The sequence below is a fragment of the Ruegeria sp. AF8 genome (assembly GCF_056541825.1).
The window spans coordinates 104,643-121,623 of the sequence record NZ_JBQFYW010000004.1 but is presented as its reverse complement, the minus strand read 5'-3'; the positions used below and the strand labels follow the sequence as shown (position 1 = coordinate 121,623).

19 protein-coding genes are annotated in these 16,981 nt (G+C 60.7%); 6 read left to right on the top strand and 13 right to left on the bottom strand.

Annotation, left to right across the window (positions count from 1 at the left end):
- Positions 1-4: 4 nt before the first annotated feature.
- The 3 genes from ACR0AO_RS09480 to ACR0AO_RS09470 are packed head-to-tail and all read right to left on the bottom strand — an operon-like array spanning position 5 to position 1,612.
- Positions 5-385, bottom strand: coding sequence for a GFA family protein (locus ACR0AO_RS09480; protein ID WP_480602846.1), 381 nt, complete (start codon positions 383-385; stop codon positions 5-7).
- A 4-nt stretch (positions 386-389) separates the two neighbouring features.
- Positions 390-1,013 carry a LysE family translocator gene (locus tag ACR0AO_RS09475; RefSeq protein WP_480602845.1) on the bottom strand — a complete coding sequence of 208 codons (624 nt, stop codon included), beginning with the start codon at positions 1,011-1,013 and terminating at the stop codon, positions 390-392.
- On the bottom strand, positions 1,013-1,612 hold the full coding sequence (locus ACR0AO_RS09470; protein WP_480602842.1) for a helix-turn-helix domain-containing protein: 600 nt from the start codon (positions 1,610-1,612) through the stop codon (positions 1,013-1,015). The genes ACR0AO_RS09475 and ACR0AO_RS09470 overlap by 1 nt, the downstream gene beginning before the upstream one ends.
- Before the next feature lie 86 nt (positions 1,613-1,698).
- Here ACR0AO_RS09470 and ACR0AO_RS09465 point away from each other — a divergent pair, with 86 nt between their 5' ends.
- Positions 1,699-1,980, top strand: a complete 282-nt coding sequence (locus ACR0AO_RS09465; RefSeq protein ID WP_480602841.1) for a DUF1294 domain-containing protein — start codon at positions 1,699-1,701, stop codon at positions 1,978-1,980.
- 50 nt (positions 1,981-2,030) lie between these two features.
- Here ACR0AO_RS09465 and ACR0AO_RS09460 read toward each other — a convergent pair whose 3' ends face one another.
- The gene (locus ACR0AO_RS09460) at positions 2,031-2,483 is read right to left on the bottom strand and encodes a GAF domain-containing protein (RefSeq protein ID WP_480602840.1); all 453 of its coding nucleotides are present in this window, start codon (positions 2,481-2,483) and stop codon (positions 2,031-2,033) included.
- A gap of 92 nt (positions 2,484-2,575) precedes the next feature.
- Entirely contained in the window at positions 2,576-3,748 is a 1,173-nt protein-coding gene (locus ACR0AO_RS09455; RefSeq protein WP_480602838.1) for a thiolase family protein, read from the bottom strand.
- A 97-nt stretch (positions 3,749-3,845) separates the two neighbouring features.
- On the opposite strand from ACR0AO_RS09455, the gene ACR0AO_RS09450 reads away from it, so the two are divergent.
- The 3 genes from ACR0AO_RS09450 to ggt all read left to right on the top strand — a co-directional run bounded on the left by ACR0AO_RS09450 (position 3,846) and on the right by ggt (position 6,437).
- Positions 3,846-4,190 carry an STAS domain-containing protein gene (locus ACR0AO_RS09450; protein WP_480602836.1) on the top strand — a complete coding sequence of 115 codons (345 nt, stop codon included), beginning with the start codon at positions 3,846-3,848 and terminating at the stop codon, positions 4,188-4,190.
- Positions 4,191-4,205: 15 nt separating this feature from the next.
- Positions 4,206-4,670 (top strand): ATP-binding protein, encoded by a 465-nt coding sequence (locus ACR0AO_RS09445; RefSeq protein ID WP_480602834.1) that lies wholly within the window; start codon positions 4,206-4,208, stop codon positions 4,668-4,670.
- A 189-nt stretch (positions 4,671-4,859) separates the two neighbouring features.
- Positions 4,860-6,437: a gamma-glutamyltransferase gene (ggt, locus tag ACR0AO_RS09440; protein WP_480602832.1), complete on the top strand. Its 1,578-nt coding sequence runs from the start codon at positions 4,860-4,862 to the stop codon at positions 6,435-6,437.
- 33 nt (positions 6,438-6,470) lie between these two features.
- Here ggt and hspQ read toward each other — a convergent pair whose 3' ends face one another.
- Positions 6,471-6,797 carry a heat shock protein HspQ gene (gene hspQ, locus ACR0AO_RS09435; protein ID WP_480602830.1) on the bottom strand — a complete coding sequence of 109 codons (327 nt, stop codon included), beginning with the start codon at positions 6,795-6,797 and terminating at the stop codon, positions 6,471-6,473.
- A 274-nt stretch (positions 6,798-7,071) separates the two neighbouring features.
- Here hspQ and ACR0AO_RS09430 point away from each other — a divergent pair, with 274 nt between their 5' ends.
- Positions 7,072-7,653, top strand: a complete 582-nt coding sequence (locus ACR0AO_RS09430) for a transglycosylase SLT domain-containing protein (protein WP_480602828.1) — start codon at positions 7,072-7,074, stop codon at positions 7,651-7,653.
- Between the two features lie 17 nt (positions 7,654-7,670).
- Here the strand turns inward: ACR0AO_RS09430 and ACR0AO_RS09425 are convergent, their stop codons facing one another.
- The 4 genes from ACR0AO_RS09425 to ACR0AO_RS09410 form a co-directional block, all read right to left on the bottom strand.
- The gene (locus ACR0AO_RS09425) at positions 7,671-8,267 is read right to left on the bottom strand and encodes a LolA family protein (RefSeq protein WP_480602826.1); all 597 of its coding nucleotides are present in this window, start codon (positions 8,265-8,267) and stop codon (positions 7,671-7,673) included.
- A gap of 40 nt (positions 8,268-8,307) precedes the next feature.
- Positions 8,308-11,217 carry a DNA translocase FtsK gene (locus ACR0AO_RS09420; protein WP_480602824.1) on the bottom strand — a complete coding sequence of 970 codons (2,910 nt, stop codon included), beginning with the start codon at positions 11,215-11,217 and terminating at the stop codon, positions 8,308-8,310.
- A gap of 14 nt (positions 11,218-11,231) precedes the next feature.
- Positions 11,232-12,413 (bottom strand): aminotransferase class I/II-fold pyridoxal phosphate-dependent enzyme, encoded by a 1,182-nt coding sequence (locus tag ACR0AO_RS09415; protein WP_480603166.1) that lies wholly within the window; start codon positions 12,411-12,413, stop codon positions 11,232-11,234.
- 109 nt (positions 12,414-12,522) lie between these two features.
- Entirely contained in the window at positions 12,523-13,851 is a 1,329-nt protein-coding gene (locus ACR0AO_RS09410; RefSeq protein ID WP_480602822.1) for an amidase, read from the bottom strand.
- 84 nt (positions 13,852-13,935) lie between these two features.
- Here ACR0AO_RS09410 and ACR0AO_RS09405 point away from each other — a divergent pair, with 84 nt between their 5' ends.
- The gene (locus ACR0AO_RS09405) at positions 13,936-15,162 is read left to right on the top strand and encodes an FAD-dependent monooxygenase (RefSeq protein ID WP_480603164.1); all 1,227 of its coding nucleotides are present in this window, start codon (positions 13,936-13,938) and stop codon (positions 15,160-15,162) included.
- A 27-nt stretch (positions 15,163-15,189) separates the two neighbouring features.
- On the opposite strand, the gene ACR0AO_RS09400 is transcribed toward ACR0AO_RS09405, so the two are convergent.
- The 3 genes from ACR0AO_RS09400 to trxA are packed head-to-tail and all read right to left on the bottom strand — an operon-like array spanning position 15,190 to position 16,958.
- Entirely contained in the window at positions 15,190-15,375 is a 186-nt protein-coding gene (locus ACR0AO_RS09400) for a Trm112 family protein (RefSeq protein ID WP_480602820.1), read from the bottom strand.
- Positions 15,372-16,013 (bottom strand): LON peptidase substrate-binding domain-containing protein, encoded by a 642-nt coding sequence (locus tag ACR0AO_RS09395; protein WP_480602818.1) that lies wholly within the window; start codon positions 16,011-16,013, stop codon positions 15,372-15,374. Before ACR0AO_RS09395 ends, ACR0AO_RS09400 begins: the two co-directional genes overlap by 4 nt.
- Positions 16,014-16,040: 27 nt before the next feature.
- Positions 16,041-16,958, bottom strand: a complete 918-nt coding sequence (trxA, locus tag ACR0AO_RS09390) for a thioredoxin (protein WP_480602816.1) — start codon at positions 16,956-16,958, stop codon at positions 16,041-16,043.
- Between the last annotated feature and the right edge of the window lie 23 nt (positions 16,959-16,981).

Genomic DNA, 16,981 nt, shown 5'->3' with positions numbered 1-16,981 from the left:
CCTGTTATTGCGCCACTTGAGGCAGGTCGTCTGAGATGTCGTAATAATCACCCTTGTCGGCGACAAAGATGTGTTTCGAGAGTTTCAGGCCGGTGGGCTCGTCCAGCGACCCGACCGAAATTGATATCGTGTCCTCGTCATTATGCTGCCAGAACAGGAACGAGCCGCAGGCCGAGCAGAACCCGCGCCGGGCGATATCCGAGGCGCGATACCAGCCAAGCGAATCGCTGGCCGTGAAACTCAGATTGTCCTGATGGGTCGAGGTCGAACCCCAGAGGTGGCCCGACTGCTTGCGGCACTGGCCGCAATGGCAGGCGACGGGCGGCGACAGCTCTCCGTCGATTGTGAACGCGACTGCGCCGCAGAGGCAGGAACCGGCATGCATCAGATTACCCCTTTGCCAAAGTCGTGGTGCTGGTTCCCAGAGCCACGCCATAGATGATGAAGCAGGTGGCCATGACCCGGCGCACCCAGACATTGAATACGGCCCCCAACGCCGCTTTGCCCATCAGCGCGCCCAGCAGGGTAAAGCCGGTATAGCTGAGCGTGGTAATGATCAGTGCGGTGGGCATGATGGTCGTCATCTGCTGCCAGATCGGTACATCCGGCTGCACGAACTGCGAGAAGGCCGCGAGGTATCCAGCGACGCTTTTCGGGTTGATCGTCGCGATTGCGAGGGCATGCAGATAGACGTGACGCGCGGGACGCTCATCCGCCCGGACAGGCGTCTTCGCGGTCATCCAGCCTCGAATGCCCAGCCAGATCAGGAATCCGGCACCAATCAGCTTGGCAATGAAAAACCCGGCCGGAGAGGTTGCAATCAGTGCCGTCACGCCCAGCGCCGACAGGATCAGAAACGCGCTGGCCTGCGTCAGAATTGCCAGTACCCCCAGCATCGCCCTGGCGAACGGCAGGCTCATCCCGTTCGAGACGCAATTGACCGCATTTGGCCCCGGTGTGGTGACGAACACCACCCAGAACAGCGCGAATATGGTCCAGGCCTCGAAGCTCATCAGTATACCGGCGGGGCGATGACCCAGACGGCCACGGCGGGGTCGTCATAGGGGTTTGCCCATTGATAGGGTTCGTTCTTGAACCGAAAGCTGTCGCCGGGTCCGACGGTAAAGGAGCGGTTGCCGATAATGAGGTCCAGGCGGCCCGAAACCATGTACCCGACCTCTTGCGTTGGCCGGTGAGCCGGCGTCTGCATCCGCGAGCGGGGGCGGAAGGTGGAATGAACCACCTCGAAGTCATCCGTCAGGTCGGGGGACAGAAGTTCTTCGATCAATCCCTCGTCGCCCGATCCCATCGGACGACGCGATCCGGCGCGAACGATATAGCCCTGTTCGTCCGCAGGTGCCGCGGAATGGGTAAACAGCATCGACATCGGTACACCCAAACATTCAGCAATCTGCCGCAGGTCCGAGATCGAAGGTTCGGACATGTCCCGCTCCACCTGGCTGAGCCAGCCAACGGAGCGTTCGAGCCGCGCTGCGATCTCGGTCAGCGTCAAACCGCGCGCCTTGCGCAGGGCGCGGATATCGGCCCCGAGTGTGGCGCTGTGGCGGGCTTGGGTGTTCACCGGGCGCTCCGATTCTCGTGAAAAAAACATCCTCTTTTTCACGGTCGCTCAATTTCGTGAAATTTTCAAGAATTTTTTCATTTGAAGGTCGCGTTGGGATTGGATATGCCCAAACCATGTGGATCGCGGTGATGTATCTGTGGGTGGTCAACGGGTTGACCCTATTGGCTTTTGGTTGGGACAAGCTGCGCGCGGGTCGCAGAAAGCGGCGATTCTCCGAACGCACGCTTTTGTGGCTGGCGGCTCTTGGCGGCAGCCCCGGTGCCGTGTTGGGCCGCTGGATGTTCCGGCACAAGACCCGCAAACGGGGTTTCACGGTCTGGCTGTTCGTCATCGTCGCCGTGCAGGCGGCGGGGTACTACTGGTGGACGAACGGAGACCTGTCGGTCCTCGGCTGACCATCAGCGGCAGGCGGCTGTAAACCGGCTTTGGAACTTAGCGAAGCGCATTATTGCGCGAAAACCTGCGACAGGATCGATGACAATGCACCGGCATCCTTTGGCGTGAACGCATCCGGCTGATCGCTGTCGATGTCGAAAACGGCAATCAGGTCCCCTGCCTCATTGTGCACCGGCAGGACCAGTTCGGATCGCGTGGAGGAAGCGCAGGCGATGTGTCCGGGAAAGGCCTCGACATCCGGGACGAGTTGAACCTCGCCGGTTCGCGCCGCAGCGCCGCAAACGCCCCGTTCGAACGGTATGGTGAGACAGCCATGGCCGCCTTGATAGGGGCCTATCTTGAGCAGACCGGGTTCGGTCACGCGATAAAAGCCGGTCCAGTCGAAGCGGTCATCGGCGTGATGCACCTCGCAGGCGACAGTGGCCATCAGCGCCACCTCGTCGGTTTCACCTTCCGTCAGCGCGGCAATCGTTTTCGCGAGTGTATCGTAGTCGGCAGTCATCTCGGCACTCTTATCTGAAGGTGAAGGGGACCAGCCCCTTCCCGAACCTCAGGCTCAATTCGTTCCCGCCGTATTGGAAACGAGAAAAAGGGTCAAACCCGTTCGATGGCGATGGCGGTGCCTTCGCCTCCACCGATACAAATGGCGGCGACACCGCGTCTGAGACCGCGCTTTTCAAGTGCATTGAGCAATGTGACCATGATGCGTGCGCCGGAAGCCCCGATCGGGTGCCCCAAAGCGCAGGCGCCGCCATTGACGTTCACGATGTCGCGCGGCAGACCCATCTCGTGCATGAAAGCCATCGGCACGACTGCAAAAGCCTCGTTGACCTCCCAGAGATCGACGTCTTCCTTGCTCCAGCCGATACGGTCGAGAAGCTTTTGCGTCGCCGGAACCGGGGCCGTGGTGAACAAACCCGGAGCCTGCGCATGGCTCGCGTGGCCAACGATACGGGCCCGCACCGCAAGACCCCGGGCCTCGGCCGCTTCGGCAGAGGCCAGCATCAGGGCGGCGGCCCCGTCAGAAATGGACGACGAATTCGCGGCCGTCACCGTGCCATCCTTGCGGAAGGCCGGTTTCAGGGATGGGATTTTTTCGGGCCGCGCGGATTTTGGTTGCTCGTCAGCATCGCAGGAGATCTCCCCCTTGCGCGTCTTCACGGAAACAGCGGTGATTTCGCCATCGAATGCGCCGCTTTCCTGAGCTTTTAGAGCGTTGGAGAGCGACTGCAGAGCGTATTCATCCTGTGCCTCGCGGGTGAACTGGTAGGCTTCGGCGCAGTCCTCGGCGAAGGTGCCCATCAGCCGGCCCTTGTCATAAGCGTCTTCAAGGCCGTCCAGGAACATGTGATCCACCACCTGGCCGTGGCCGATCCGGGCGCCGCCGCGCATTTTGGGCAACAGGTAGGGCGCGCCTGTCATGCTCTCCATCCCGCCGGCAATCATCGTTTCCGCATGGCCCAGCGCAATCTGGTCAAAAGCCATCATCGCCGCCTTCATGCCCGACCCGCACATCTTGTTGAGCGTCGTGGCTGGAACTTCTTCGCCCAAACCGCCGGCGAACCCAGCCTGGCGCGCAGGAGCCTGTCCCTGCCCTGCGGGCAGAACACAGCCCATCAGAACCTCATCCACGGTGTTCGCCCCCGCCCCGTCAAGCGCGGCGCGGATGGCGGCACCGCCCAGATCGGCTGCGGGAACCCCGTCGAACATGCCCTGAAATCCACCCATGGGCGTTCGTGCGGCGCCTGCGACAACAACTTCCTTCATCCCAAATCCTCCTGATCCGGAAACTGAATACCGAATGGTAAGATTTGGCGTCTAGCGTATTTCTACGCAAGGAGTACGCTTTTTTATGGGGGCAGGTATGACTTTGACCAGCACCGCAGCCGGAAATGTTCAGGTGATCACCGTTGACGCCGACCGGATCGACGCGGCGATGGCGATCCAGTTCAAGGAAAACATGCGGAATGAGACGAACAGTGGCGCGCAACGGGTGGTTCTTGATCTGACGGCTGTCGAATTCATCGATTCCAGCGGGTTGGGGGCAATCGTGGCCTCGATGAAACAACTGGGAGAGGGCCGCCGTCTTGATCTGGCGGGGCTGTCACCGATGGTTGAGAAAGTCTTCCGGCTGACACGCATGGATACCGTTTTTGTTCTTTTTCCGACATTGAACGGTGCGCTGTCCGAAAACGCGGATTCGCGGTAGCCGGAGGTCAACGCATTGAAGCGCGCGTTTGACAACGGCGGTTTCGAATTGGCGTTTCCGGCGACCGAGACCGAGGCCAGCGCAGGTCTGGCGGCCCTGGCCGATCATTTTTGTTCACTGGGACTTTCCGAGGAATGCGCAGGCGATATCAGGATCGCCCTGACGGAGGCAATCAACAACGTAGTGGAACATGCCTATGCAGGGGTGGAACCGGCACAGGTTCAGGTCATTTGCCGCCAAAGCGAAGATCGTCTGGACATTCTGGTTTCGGATACCGGCGTCCCTTTGCCTGGAGGGACCGTCCCTAGGGGAGAACCTGCAAATGTGAATACCCGCCTGCAGGATTTGCCCGAAGGTGGATTTGGCTGGTTCCTGATTCGCCAAATCGCCAACGACATCACGTACAAGCGTGAGAAAGAGTATAATCACCTGTCATTGCGCTTTGATTTGCCACGCAAAAACAATCACAAGCCACAATAAGACCAAAATCGCAACATGGTCCCGCCGCAAAGACGAGTATTATTAGGTATGTAGCTCAAGATAGCTTCCCTCGGCGCCAAGCGTCACAGCCCCCACCAGTGAGCGGCGCCGAGGAACACCCCCCACAGATATTGGACTTTTGGCTGGCGCGATCTAGTTTCGGCACGTTCCACAGGGAGAGCCAAAAATATGCGCGACTATCATCGGCCGGGACGATCCGAGGTTCTGGCAACCGAGGGGATGTGTGCAACTTCTCATCCGCTTGCGGCGCAGGCCGCTCTGGACATTCTCAAAGCCGGCGGAAATGCGATGGACGCGGCGATTGCCGGTGCCGTCCTTCTGGGCATCTGCGAGCCGCAAATGACCGGGATTGGCGGGGATTGCTTTGTTCTCTACACGCGTGCAGGCAGCTCTGAAATCCGCGCCCTGAACGGGTCCGGCAGGGCTCCGGCAGCAGCAAACGCACAAGTGCTGCGCGATGGCGGATTTGAAGCAATCCCTTTGAACAGCCCTCACGCGGTGACGGTGCCCGGGGCCATCGACGCGTTTTGCCACCTGTCAGAAACCGAAGGACGCCTGGGGCTGGACAAACTGCTGCAGCCGGCAATCCGCTATGCCGATGCGGGGGTTCCCGTCGCGCCGCGCGTGGCTTTGGACTGGAAGCTTGGTTCAAAAAACCTGCAGGGTACTGCACGAGACCACTATTTACTCGACGGAAAGGTTCCCCGAACCGGGCAGGTCTTCCGGGCTCCGCAACAGGCCGAAGTCCTGCGGCGCATCGCGCGGCACGGGCGCGACGCCTTTTACTCCGGTGAGGTCGCCGAAGACATGGTGGCCGCGCTCAAGGAGCTGGGCGGAGGTCACACGCTTGAGGATTTTGCCAATACCAGATGCACGGAAACAAATCCCGTAAGCGCCGGATATGGCAAGGTCGAATTGGTCGAGCACCCACCAAACGGCCAGGGCGCGACGGCGCTGTTGCTTCTCAATATTCTCGATCATTTTGATCTGGCGTCGATGGACCCGCTGGGTGCGGAGCGCATTCATATCGAAGCCGAGGCGACAAAACTGGCATATGATGCCCGCAACCGTTTCATTGCCGATCCCGATTGCACGGAACGTTTGGATCACATGCTCGCCCCGGAGACCGCCGCGAAACTCGCGCAATTGATCAATCCTGCCAAAGCGATGCCCTCAGCGGCCCCCCTGACAGAAGCCGTACACAAGGATACCGTCTATATCACGGTTGTGGACCGCGACCGGATGGCCGTGTCGCTGATCTATTCGATCTTTCACAGTTTCGGATCCGGGATCGCTTCGGAAAGGTTCGGCATCTTGTTGCAGAACAGAGGCGCGGGTTTCACCCTGGCTGCAAACCATCCGAACGAGTTGGGCGGCGGAAAGCGTCCGATGCACACGATCATCCCCGGCATGCTGCGTGAAAATGATCGGGTGAAGATGCCCTTCGGGGTCATGGGCGGCGCCTATCAGCCAACGGGTCACGCCCGGATTGTTTCCAACCTGACCGACTCGGCGATGGGTTTGCAGGAGGCTGTGACCGCGCCCCGCGCCTTTGCCGATAGTGGAGTTCTCAAGGTCGAGCGCGGCTATTCCGACGCGGTGCGGCAGCGGTTGTCCGATCTGGGGCACACTGTCGAAATACCGGATTTGCCGATCGGCGGCGCTCAGGCCATTCGCATTCGGGATGAGGGTATTTTGGAGGGTGCCAGCGATCCACGGAAAGATGGGTGTGCGCTGGGATTTTAATGACTTTCAAAAATGACTGACGCCGACTGGCTTTCAATTCAGTTGGAAATGCAGCGGGTAAGACCCGTCCTGAAATGGTCCGAACATATCTGGAATATCAGGGTGATCCACCGGCTCACCAGACCAGTCTTCGATCAGGTTCTGTTCGGAAACATAAGCAACGTAATAGGACTGATCGTTTTCAGCGAGAAGATGATAGAAGGGCTGCTCTTTCGCAGGCCGACTGTTCTCGGGAATCGCTTGATACCATTCCTCAGTATTTGAAAATTCCGGATCGACGTCAAAAACCACCCCCCGGAAAGGGTGTTTTTTATGACGGACCACCTGTCCCAGGTGGTACTTTGCATGTGTCTTCAACATAATTTCGCCCCCAAGGTCATTTTTACCCTTAACGCACCCTAAAAGTCCAATATTTGCTCTCAAATCGTTGGAAACAGACTGTGAACTCTGCCTTAACAGTTATTTCCCTCGCGCAAAACGACATCTTTTTTTCCTTTTTTCGTTGACTGTTGCTCATCTTGAGCATCCGGCAAAAAGAAACATTCAATTGTCCCGTTCACGGCCAGCCGGACCGGATTGTGATTTCATCGTGCCGGAAAATGCGCTATAATTTCCAAAAAAAGGCAAGAGGCAGATGAGCAGATCTCTTTGCGCGATATTGGCGGTGCTGATTTTGGCGTCGTGCAGCGGTGGGTCAAAGACTCCACCGCGCAATCTCAATGACGCTTGCAGCATCGCGAGAGAGCGCCCCGACTACATCAAGGCTTTCAAGTCGACCGAACGCAAATGGGGCGTTCCGGTCCATGTACAGATGGCGACCATCTATCAGGAAAGCCGGTATCGTGCCGACGCCCGCACGCCGCATAAATTCGTGCTGGGCGTAATCCCGATGGGGCGCCAAAGCAGCGCCTATGGCTTTAGTCAGGCCCTGGACGGCACGTGGGAGCAATACCAGAAGGAAACCGGCAAACGGCGCGCGAAACGGAACCGGATTCGCGACGCGTCTGATTTTATGGGCTGGTACATGAATAAAAGCTGGGAAAAGAACGGTATTCACCCCAGCGACACGCGCAATCAATATCTGGCCTATCACGAAGGCCATGCCGGTTATGCTCGCGGCAGCCATAGCGGCAAATCTTGGCTGTTGCGCGTGGCCGATGATGTGGATGCCCGTGCCAGACTGTACCGCCAGCAATTGTCAGGCTGCCGGTACTGATCCTGCAAAAGCGCGACTCAGCGGTTGCCTGAGACGCGCGGCTCTCCGTCGTTGAACAGGTTCTGGTTCAGGCTGTTTCCCTTGGTCAGCGGCCCGAGGATCACTGTCGTCCGCGTGCCTGCGCTGTCATGGACAACCCATTTACGCAACTCGACCGGTTCGTCCGTGAACATCAGTTCGATCTTGCCGTATTCCGGATTTTCAGGATCCTGCGCCGTGACCACGGTTGCGGTGCCGTCAAAATCATGCCCCACGACCATGTTGGCCCGCCCCAGATCCACCGTCCGGGCCAGAACGATCGAGAGCGGCGTGCGTCTGAGCGGATACTGCTCGGGCGGCTGGTTGGATTTGGGATCGTGGATGATCACCGACCCGCCCTTGGCCAGAACCACCGCGCGATCTGGCGGGTCATATTCGAACCGCATCCGCCCGGGTCGTTGCAGCCACAGTTTTCCGGTACTCAAAGAACCGTCATCATTGACTTGCGTGAACGTGGTTTCGACGGTTTTCAGCCCGTTCAGATAGGATGAAATCTCGGCCAGCGGCAATTTTTCCGCCGCCCAGACGGCAGGAGCCATCAAGAAAAGCGCAAGGGCATAAGCGATCTGTTTCATGATCGAACAGATAGGTGCTCTGCACCCGCTTTGGAATGCCCTATTGCTCGGGTACCAGAATTTCCCGCTTGCCGACATGGTTGGCCGGCGAAACTATGCCTTCGTCCTCCATCTGTTCGACTAGCCGTGCGGCCTTGTTGTACCCGATGGCCAGCTTGCGCTGGATGTAGGAGGTCGAGCATTTGCGATCCTTGATCACGATGGCGACGGCAGTGTCGTAAAGCGCGTCCTCGCCATCGGTGTTGCCGCCGGTGTTCAGACCCAGCACCGCGTCGATATTGTCGGCCTTTTCCTCATCCGGGCCTTCGACAACACCGCCCACATAGTCGGCCGGGCCAAAGGCCTTGAGGTGGTTGACGACCTCTTCGACCTCTTCATCGGACACAAACGGGCCGTGGCAGCGGGTGATCTTGGCGCCGCCGGCCATATAGAGCATGTCGCCCTGCCCCAGCAGCTGCTCGGCGCCCATTTCGCCGAGGATGGTGCGGCTGTCCACTTTCGAGGTCACCTGGAACGAGATCCGGGTCGGGAAGTTGGCCTTGATCGTGCCGGTGATCACGTCCACCGAGGGGCGCTGCGTTGCCATGATCAGGTGAATGCCCGAAGCCCGCGCCATCTGCGCCAGACGCTGGATGCAGGCCTCGATCTCTTTGCCCGCGACCATCATCAGGTCGGCCATCTCGTCGACGATGACGACGATATAGGGCATTGCCCTGGGTTCGAACTCTTCGGTCTCGAACACCGGTTCGCCGGTCTCATCATCGAACCCGGTCTGAACGGTGCGGCTGAACATCTCGCCCTTGGACAGCGCGTCCTTTACCCGGCCGTTATAGCCGGCGATGTTGCGCACACCCATTTTCGACATCTTGCGATAGCGGTCCTCCATCTCGCCCACGACCCATTTCAGGGCGACAACGGCCTTTTTCGGGTCGGTGACCACGGGGCTGAGCAGATGAGGGATACCGTCATAAACCGAGAGTTCCAGCATCTTGGGGTCGATCATGATCAGGCGGCATTCATCCGGCGTCAGCTTGTAGAGCAGCGACAGGATCATCGTGTTGATCGCCACCGACTTACCCGAACCGGTCGTCCCTGCGATCAGCAGGTGGGGCATCTTGGCCAGGTTGGCCACGACCGAGCCACCACCGATATCCTTACCGAGCGCCAGCGGCAGGGCGTGATTGCCATCGCCGAAATCGCGGCTGGCGAGGATTTCGCGCAGCACCACCATCTCGCGGTTGTCATTGGGCAGTTCGATGCCGATGACCGAGCGACCCGGAACGGTCGAAACGCGTGCCGACAGCGCCGACATCGAGCGGGCGATGTCGTCGGCCAGGCCGATAACGCGGCTGGCCTTGAGACCCGGAGCCGGTTCCAATTCGTACATGGTGACGACGGGGCCGGGACGAACGCTGACGATCTCGCCCTTGACGCCGTAGTCATCGAGAACGCTTTCGAGCATACGCGCATTTTCTTCCAACGCCTCGTCGCTGAGATGATGGCGCTGGATGCTGGAGGGGCTGGTCAGCAGGCCAAGTGGCGGCAGCTCGAAATCCGAATGTTCGTCTTCAAAGGACAAGGCCGGTTGCGCCTCGGCCTGCGCCCGGCGCGAAGGCTGCGGCGCACGGCGGACCGGTTGCGCCACAACCGGCTTGCGCGGTTCCGCAACCGGAATTGCCATCCGGGGAGCGGGGGGCTGAAATCCGGCCTCCTCATCGATTAGCGGTTCATCGTCGGCCTCGTCTTCGATGTCTGTCGCAAAACCGTCACCGGCCTCTCCCCGGCCCGGCGCCTCGGGCGCCAGCGCGTTCATGTGCGGTTCAGACTGAAAGGTTTCCGGCGCGGTCACCGGCGGCTCGGGCGGCAGGTCTCCACCGCGGTTCACATTCAGAATCAGCGGGTCCGGGCCGCGGCCACGCCCCTTGGTCAACGGCCGTTCGGGATCGGGCTCGGGCTCCAACGCGCCCGCCGCAACCTTGCGGTTCCGCACGGCGGCGGCAATCTTGGAGCGGATACGGTCATCCCCCGGCATCTCTTCAAAGCCTTGCACCGGCTCGGCTTCGACAAGTTCCGGCTCTGGCATCGCCACCGGGCGGCGGACCAAGCCGGGCATGCGCGCCAGCAGCCCCTGCTTCGGTACCGGTTCCGGTGCCTGCACGTAGTTCTCTTCGACAAGCTCGTCCGTGAATACAGAGTCATCGGCAACGGAAATGTCGGCCGCCATCGCCTGCGTGGCGGCGCGACGCTCGACCCATTGCGCCCGACGGTCGCGCGCCGCCTGCGCGGTCGCCGAGGCACCGCGCCCCAAAAGGGTCATCAGCGCATCATAGCTCATCACCAGGCCCAGCAGAAACGCCCGGAAACCACGTCTTACATCGACCGTCGTGAAGCCAAGCACAAAGACGCCCAGCGCCAGCATGCCGGCGGCCATCGCAAGCGACATCAACTTGACCATGAAGTGTGACGAGATCGGCAGCAGCGTCAGCAGTGCGCCCATCACGGTATCCCCGAACAGACCGCCCAGACCAAAACTGTGCGTCGCGCGCCATGCTTCGCCCGGAACGAGCGTGGCGGCGTAAACAGACACGACGGCGATCCAGATCGGGGCAAAGATCAGACGTGCAATCGCGCGGTCCTCGCCTGAATGAATGGCGAACCGGACGCCCCAGCCGATCAACACCAGCGCCACACCCCAGCTGCCCCAGCCCACGATCATGAACAGGGGCGCGGCAATGGACGCTCCGATCCGCCCCATCCAGTTCTGGACCGGCGCATCCGTCGACACCATCCAATTCGGATCGTCAGGCGTGTAAGAGACGATCATCGCGGCGGCGGCCAGACCCATCAGGACCAGCACGATCCCGATCAACTCCTTGCTCCGTCTTTCGATCGCTGCCTGCATCTTGCTGTCCAGCAGTGGATCGCGGCTGCGCGTGTTGTATGATGCCATGCTACCCTCGTACCTCACGAATAGATGCAGTCGCGGAGTGTGATCAGCCCGCGCTGCAACTCTGTTTTTGGGGTCACCATCGCGACCCTTATGTATCCTTCACCCGGATTTTCGCCGGGCTGTCCCTGAGCGAGATATGCGCCCGGCAGCACCCGGACACCAGTTTCCCGCCAGAGTTTCAGAGCGGCCTGCTCGCCATCGTCCACTGGCAGCCACAAAAAGAATCCGGCTTCGGGCGGCATGTACCCCTGAACGCCCGCGAAAACCTGATCCGCAATGCGATACTTTTCCTGATACAGTGCACGGTTTTCCGTCACATGCGTCTCGTCGGCCCAGACCCGCGCCGCTGCCGCCTGAAGCGGAGAAGGCAAAGGCGCGCCCGAATAGGCCCGCAGCTGTTTCACCCGTTTTATGGTCTCTGGCCCCGAGGCAATCAGACCCGACCGTAGACCTGCAAGATTCGACCGTTTCGACAGCGAGTTGAACAGCGTGATCCGCTCAAGGTCCGCCCCCAACTCCTGCGCGACCGTCAGTATGCCCGCTGGCGCATCGTTGCGGTAAATCTCGGAATAGCATTCATCCGCGAAAATACGGAAATCGTAATGCTCGGCCAGGCGGATAAATTCGGCCCAGTAATCGCGCGAGGCGACAGCCCCCTGCGGGTTGGCGGGCGAGCAGATATAGGCAACAGCGGTACGGTTGAGAACGTCCTCGGGCAGACCCGCATAATCCGGAAGATGCCCGGTTGCGGCCGTCGCCGGAACGAACCGGGGCTCTGCGCCCACGGAAATCGAGGCGACCATGTAGACCTGATAGAACGGGTTCGGGCACAAAACGACCGGGCGCTGACCGTTCTTCTGCTCCGGGCACAGCGCCATGGCCGCGTTATACAGCCCCTCACGCGTGCCATTCAGCGCCATAACGTTGGTCTGAGGGTCCATCGCAACGCCATAGCGGCGTTCGATCCAGTCGGTGATCGCGGTACGCAATTCGGGCGTTCCGTCATTGTCGGGATAGCCCTGAAACCCGGCGGCATTCTCCAGAATCACATCCGTAACCCATTGGGGAAATGCATGTTTCGGCTCGCCAATTGTCATATGCACGGCATCACCGCCCGGCTCGTGATGATCGAGCAAGGCGCGAAGACGCGGGAATGCATATGCCGGTAGGTTCGAAAACCGCTCGGGGAAATCCATCATTACTGCCTCAATACCGGGATCGTTGATCGCCCCGTTTGCCCTCAAATTACAGACCCGGCCCCGGCGCGTCCAGCGAAAGCGGTTTCGAAACAGGGAATTGTGGCATTCAGGCCAAAGCAGTTTCCGCAGCGGCGCCAAGGCGCAACAACATTTCCTCGGAGTTCGGGTGCCCCAGAAGCATCAGCCCGCATCCCGGAGTACCGGTTGGCAGCGTCAGCGCGGCCAGCCCCATCAGATTGCCAATGCGCGTATTGCGCAGCGCCAGCAGGTTCTCCGTCACGTAGTAGTCATGATCATTCATCAGCCGGTCCAGATTCGGCGGCATGATCGGGGCCGTCGGCGCCAGCACCGCGTCAAACCCGGCCGTGGCCGCATCCCAGGCGGCCCTGCAGCCTTCCAGCTTGGCCCAGGCCGCAACATAGTCGGAGCCCGAAAAGTTCTTTCCTTGCCGGAACCGCTCCAATATCTCGGGGTACATCGCCTCGGGATTGGCCTCGATCACATCGCGCCAGAGGCCATAGGCCTCGGTGGTGTAAAGCACGCCGGCCAGAGGCATGACATGCGGCAATTCCGGTACTTCCAGTGGCACGACCTGCGCCCCGGCATCCGCCAGTTTGCGCAGCGATTCCTTGTATGCCGCGCGTGGCGCATCGCGCAGATCATCCAGCGCAACGGTTTGCAGGCTGGCGAACCTGCGCCCTTTCAGGGTCGCCTCCCGCAAATCGGCGGGTGAACCATTTTCCAGAAGCGCCAGCATCTGCGCCGCATCCTCGACGGAGCGCGCCAGCGGACCCACAGTGTCAAATTTCAGGCAAAGCGGAACGGCACCTTCCAGGCTCAGCCGCCCCGCGGTCGTCTTCAACCCGACCAAATCGTTCCAGGCCGCCGGAATGCGCACCGAGCCTCCGGTGTCAGAGCCAATACCGCAAGCCGCAAGACCCCAAGCCACCGACGCCGCCGCGCCTGAGGATGAACCGCCGGAAACAGCGGCCTCGTCATGGATGCAGGGCGGTGTTCCCATGACCGGATTCAGACCCAGGCCGGAAAAGGCCAGTTCGCTCATGTGAGTCTTGCCCAAACAGACTGTACCCATCGCGGAGGCATTGTGCAAAACAACCGCATCCGCATCCGGCACCCGGCCCGTCAACAGGGCGGACCCTGCTTCGGTCGCGATGCCAGCCGTGTCGAACAAGTCCTTCCAGCTGATCGGCACGCCGTCCAGCAGCGACCGGCGCAGGCCGAGATTGGCGCGGTCCCTGGCGGCCTTGGCTTCGGCGCGGGCGCGGTCATGCGTCACCCGCGCATAGATCCGGTCGCGGAAAGGATGCGCGTCGATGGCCGAAAGGTAGACTTCGGTCAATTCAACAGGATCGATCGCGCCCTTGCCGATCCCACGCCCCAGATCGCTTGCCGTCATGGTCAGCCAGTCGCGCATTTCATCCTCCCGGTTTACTTGCTGGCGACGGTAGCGACAGGACAACCCATGGACAATCCCGTTCGCGCACGCATATTGCGGGCCATGACAGAAGTTTCGGATATCCTGATTGTTGGCGGCGGCCTGAATGGCCCGGCATTGGCATTGGCACTGGCCCAGACCGGGCATTCAGTCACACTGATCGATGCCTTGGCTGAAGACATTCGACAGGATGCCGCTTTTGACGGCCGCGCCTATGCGCTGGCTCTGGCATCGCAGAGGTTGCTCAAGGTAATTGGCGTCTGGGATCGAGTGGCGCAGCACGCGCAACCCATGCTGGAAATCAAAGTAACCGATGGCAATGCCGGGGCCGGCCCCTCGCCATTTTTCATGCATTTCGATCATGCCGAGATCGAAGAAGGCCCGATGGGCTATATGGTCGAGGACCGCCATCTGCGGCAGGCTTTTCTTCGGGCGGCTGCGGAAGAAGCCCGAATCACGCAAATCAGCGGCAATGTCGTCGTGTCGCAGGAAACCGGCCCAAACGGCGCCGCCGTGTCATTGGACGACGGCACCCGATTGAGCGGCAGGATGCTGGTTGGATGCGACGGGCGTCGCAGTGGAACCGCCCGGCGCGCCGGCATCAAGCGCACCGGGTGGGATTATGGCCAGACCGCACTGGTCTGCGCCATTGCGCATGAATTGCCGCATCACGGCATCGCGCATCAGTTCTTCATGCCGCCGGGGCCGCTGGCCATTCTCCCGCTGAGCGGCAACCGCAGTTCCATCGTCTGGAGCGAGCGCACCGAAATGGCGAAACGGATCAACGCCATGTCTAATTCGGACTATTTGCAGGTTCTGCGCCCCCGCTTCGGCGATTTTCTGGGTGAGATCAGCCTGGCGGGCGACCGGTTCACCTATCCCCTGAACCTGACCATCGCCAATTCCTTTGTCAGCGAACGTCTGGCGCTTGTGGGAGATGCCGCCCATGGAATGCACCCGATCGCGGGTCAGGGCCTGAATGCGGGTCTGCGGGATGTAGGGGCGCTGGCCGAGGTTCTGACGCTGGCGGGCCGACGTGGCGAAGACATCGGCGCAACGCTGGTGCTGGAGCGATATCAGGAATGGCGCCGGTTCGATACCGCGACGCTGGCGCTGGCGACGGATGTGTTCAACCGGCTGTTTTCCAACGACAACCCGGTCCTCCGACTGGGGCGGGACATCGGCATGGGCATCGTGGGGTCGCTGCCCGGCCTGCGCCGGGGCTTTGTGCGCGAAGCGGCCGGGTTGACCGGCGACCTGCCAAAGCTGTTGCAGGGCCGTGCAATCTAGGCGTGCTTCGCCAAATTGGGTGTCCGGTCACTCCAGAACCCGCGCCTCATCCACCAGCATGACCGGAATGCCGTTGCGGATCGGAAAGGCCAGCCCTGCCGCTTTCGAGACCAGTTCCTGCCGCGCCGCATCATATTCCAGACCCGCGTGGGTCTGAGGACAGATCAGCGCCTCTAGCATGCGACGGTCGAAGGAAGGCTGGGTTTCGGTCATTGCAGTGTTTCCTCGTTGGAGCCGCCGCGCAGGGCGAATTCGATCAGTGTGACCAGAGTTTCACGGCGTGTCGCCAGACAAGGCGCTTCGAGAAGCGCCTGCTTGTCTTCCGGATCGAAATCCAGAAGCATCGACAGCGAGTTGACCAGCAACTCGTCATCGGCGTCTTTCAGAGTTTCCCAGTCGGTCGACAACTGCCGGGCGGCAAAAAAGCGTTCCAGCAAGCGCAGAAAACGCGTCCGGTCAAATTTCTGATCCCCTTCGGCGCGGCCAAGATCGCGCTCGAACCCGTCCCAGGACACCGAGCAGCGGCGGTACGGGGAAAAGGCATCCAGTTCGGATTTGATCCGGAACCGGGAAATCCCGGTCAGCGTGATCAGATAGCGGCCATCCTCGGTCTCCGAGAATTGCGTGACGCGCCCCGCACACCCGATCAGATGCAACTTGTCGGCCTTGCTGTGGCACGGGTTCGGTTGCACCATGCCGATCAGCCGTTCGGAGGTCTTGAGCGCATCATCCAGCATCTGCAGATAACGCGGTTCGAATATATGCAGCGGCAACCGCGCCCGGGGCAGCAGCAGCGCGCCCGGAAGCGGAAATACGGACACCGTGTCCGGCAGGTCGGCAGGGTGCATCATGTACCCGAGTGTAGCTCTGAACGGAAATTAGGCAAATATCATCGAGCTGAGTTTGCGCCGCCCGTTCAGAACAACAGGATCGTTGGGCTTCAGCGCGTCGAAGATCGTGAAAAGCTGGGTCTTGGCCGCCCCGTCGTTCCATTCCCGGTCCCGGCGGAACAGTTCCAGCAGTTGCGCCACCGCCTCTTCGACATTGCCGTTGGCGTGCAGCGCCTGAGCGAGATCGAAACGCGCCTGATGGTTGCCGGGCTCAGCCTCGACCACTGCATTCAGTTCGGCAACAGGGCCGGCATCGGCGGCCTGACGCGCCAATTGCAACTGGGCGTGCGCGGCCTCGATCTCGGCCGAATTTGAAATCTCGGCGGGCGCACCGTTCAGAATCGCCTCGGCCTGATCCAGATCGCCCAGCGCGATATGGGCACGTACGAGACCGCCATAGGCGCCGGCATGTGCCGGATCTTCGCCCAGAATGGCCGCAAAGGTTTGCGCGGCATCCACGGCCGCGCCTTCGGCCAGCATCTCTTCAGCCGCCTGAACGGCCTCATCGAGTTGGCCACCCGGACTTTCGCCACCGGCCTTTTCGATGACCTTGTCGACGAACCCCTTGATTTCAGACCCGGGAAGCGCCCCCTGAAAGCCGTCAATCGGCTGACCTTTGTGAAAGGCATAGACGGTCGGGATCGATTGAACACGCATCTGCGCCGCAATCGTCTGGTTTTCGTCCACATTCACCTTGACCATCTTCACCGCGCCTCTGGCGGCAGTTACGGCATCTTCCAGCGCCGGACCCAGCGTCTTGCAGGGGCCGCACCACGGTGCCCAGAAATCGACGATGACCGGAACCTCCTGCGATGCGTCAACGACATCGGCCATGAACGTGGCCTCGGTTCCGTCCTTGATCAGATCGGTTGCGGCAGGCGCACCTGCGCCGTTCAGTATGTCCATGCTTTCACTCTCCGGTTCGAACT

What these genes read in the sequence shown, in the direction of transcription:
- ACR0AO_RS09480 (WP_480602846.1), bottom strand. Translation starts at nt 385, where the DNA reads ATGCATGCCGGTTCCTGCCTCTGCGGCGCAGTCGCGTTCACAATCGAC.
- ACR0AO_RS09475 (WP_480602845.1), bottom strand. Translation starts at nt 1,013, where the DNA reads ATGAGCTTCGAGGCCTGGACCATATTCGCGCTGTTCTGGGTGGTGTTC.
- ACR0AO_RS09470 (WP_480602842.1), bottom strand. Translation starts at nt 1,612, where the DNA reads ATGTTTTTTTCACGAGAATCGGAGCGCCCGGTGAACACCCAAGCCCGC.
- ACR0AO_RS09465 (WP_480602841.1), top strand. Translation starts at nt 1,699, where the DNA reads ATGTGGATCGCGGTGATGTATCTGTGGGTGGTCAACGGGTTGACCCTA.
- ACR0AO_RS09460 (WP_480602840.1), bottom strand. Translation starts at nt 2,483, where the DNA reads ATGACTGCCGACTACGATACACTCGCGAAAACGATTGCCGCGCTGACG.
- ACR0AO_RS09455 (WP_480602838.1), bottom strand. Translation starts at nt 3,748, where the DNA reads ATGAAGGAAGTTGTTGTCGCAGGCGCCGCACGAACGCCCATGGGTGGA.
- ACR0AO_RS09450 (WP_480602836.1), top strand. Translation starts at nt 3,846, where the DNA reads ATGACTTTGACCAGCACCGCAGCCGGAAATGTTCAGGTGATCACCGTT.
- ggt (WP_480602832.1), top strand. Translation starts at nt 4,860, where the DNA reads ATGCGCGACTATCATCGGCCGGGACGATCCGAGGTTCTGGCAACCGAG.
- hspQ (WP_480602830.1), bottom strand. Translation starts at nt 6,797, where the DNA reads ATGTTGAAGACACATGCAAAGTACCACCTGGGACAGGTGGTCCGTCAT.
- ACR0AO_RS09430 (WP_480602828.1), top strand. Translation starts at nt 7,072, where the DNA reads ATGAGCAGATCTCTTTGCGCGATATTGGCGGTGCTGATTTTGGCGTCG.
- ACR0AO_RS09425 (WP_480602826.1), bottom strand. Translation starts at nt 8,267, where the DNA reads ATGAAACAGATCGCTTATGCCCTTGCGCTTTTCTTGATGGCTCCTGCC.
- ACR0AO_RS09420 (WP_480602824.1), bottom strand. Translation starts at nt 11,217, where the DNA reads ATGGCATCATACAACACGCGCAGCCGCGATCCACTGCTGGACAGCAAG.
- ACR0AO_RS09415 (WP_480603166.1), bottom strand. Translation starts at nt 12,413, where the DNA reads ATGGATTTCCCCGAGCGGTTTTCGAACCTACCGGCATATGCATTCCCG.
- ACR0AO_RS09410 (WP_480602822.1), bottom strand. Translation starts at nt 13,851, where the DNA reads ATGCGCGACTGGCTGACCATGACGGCAAGCGATCTGGGGCGTGGGATC.
- ACR0AO_RS09405 (WP_480603164.1), top strand. Translation starts at nt 13,936, where the DNA reads ATGACAGAAGTTTCGGATATCCTGATTGTTGGCGGCGGCCTGAATGGC.
- ACR0AO_RS09400 (WP_480602820.1), bottom strand. Translation starts at nt 15,375, where the DNA reads ATGACCGAAACCCAGCCTTCCTTCGACCGTCGCATGCTAGAGGCGCTG.
- ACR0AO_RS09395 (WP_480602818.1), bottom strand. Translation starts at nt 16,013, where the DNA reads ATGATGCACCCTGCCGACCTGCCGGACACGGTGTCCGTATTTCCGCTT.
- trxA (WP_480602816.1), bottom strand. Translation starts at nt 16,958, where the DNA reads ATGGACATACTGAACGGCGCAGGTGCGCCTGCCGCAACCGATCTGATC.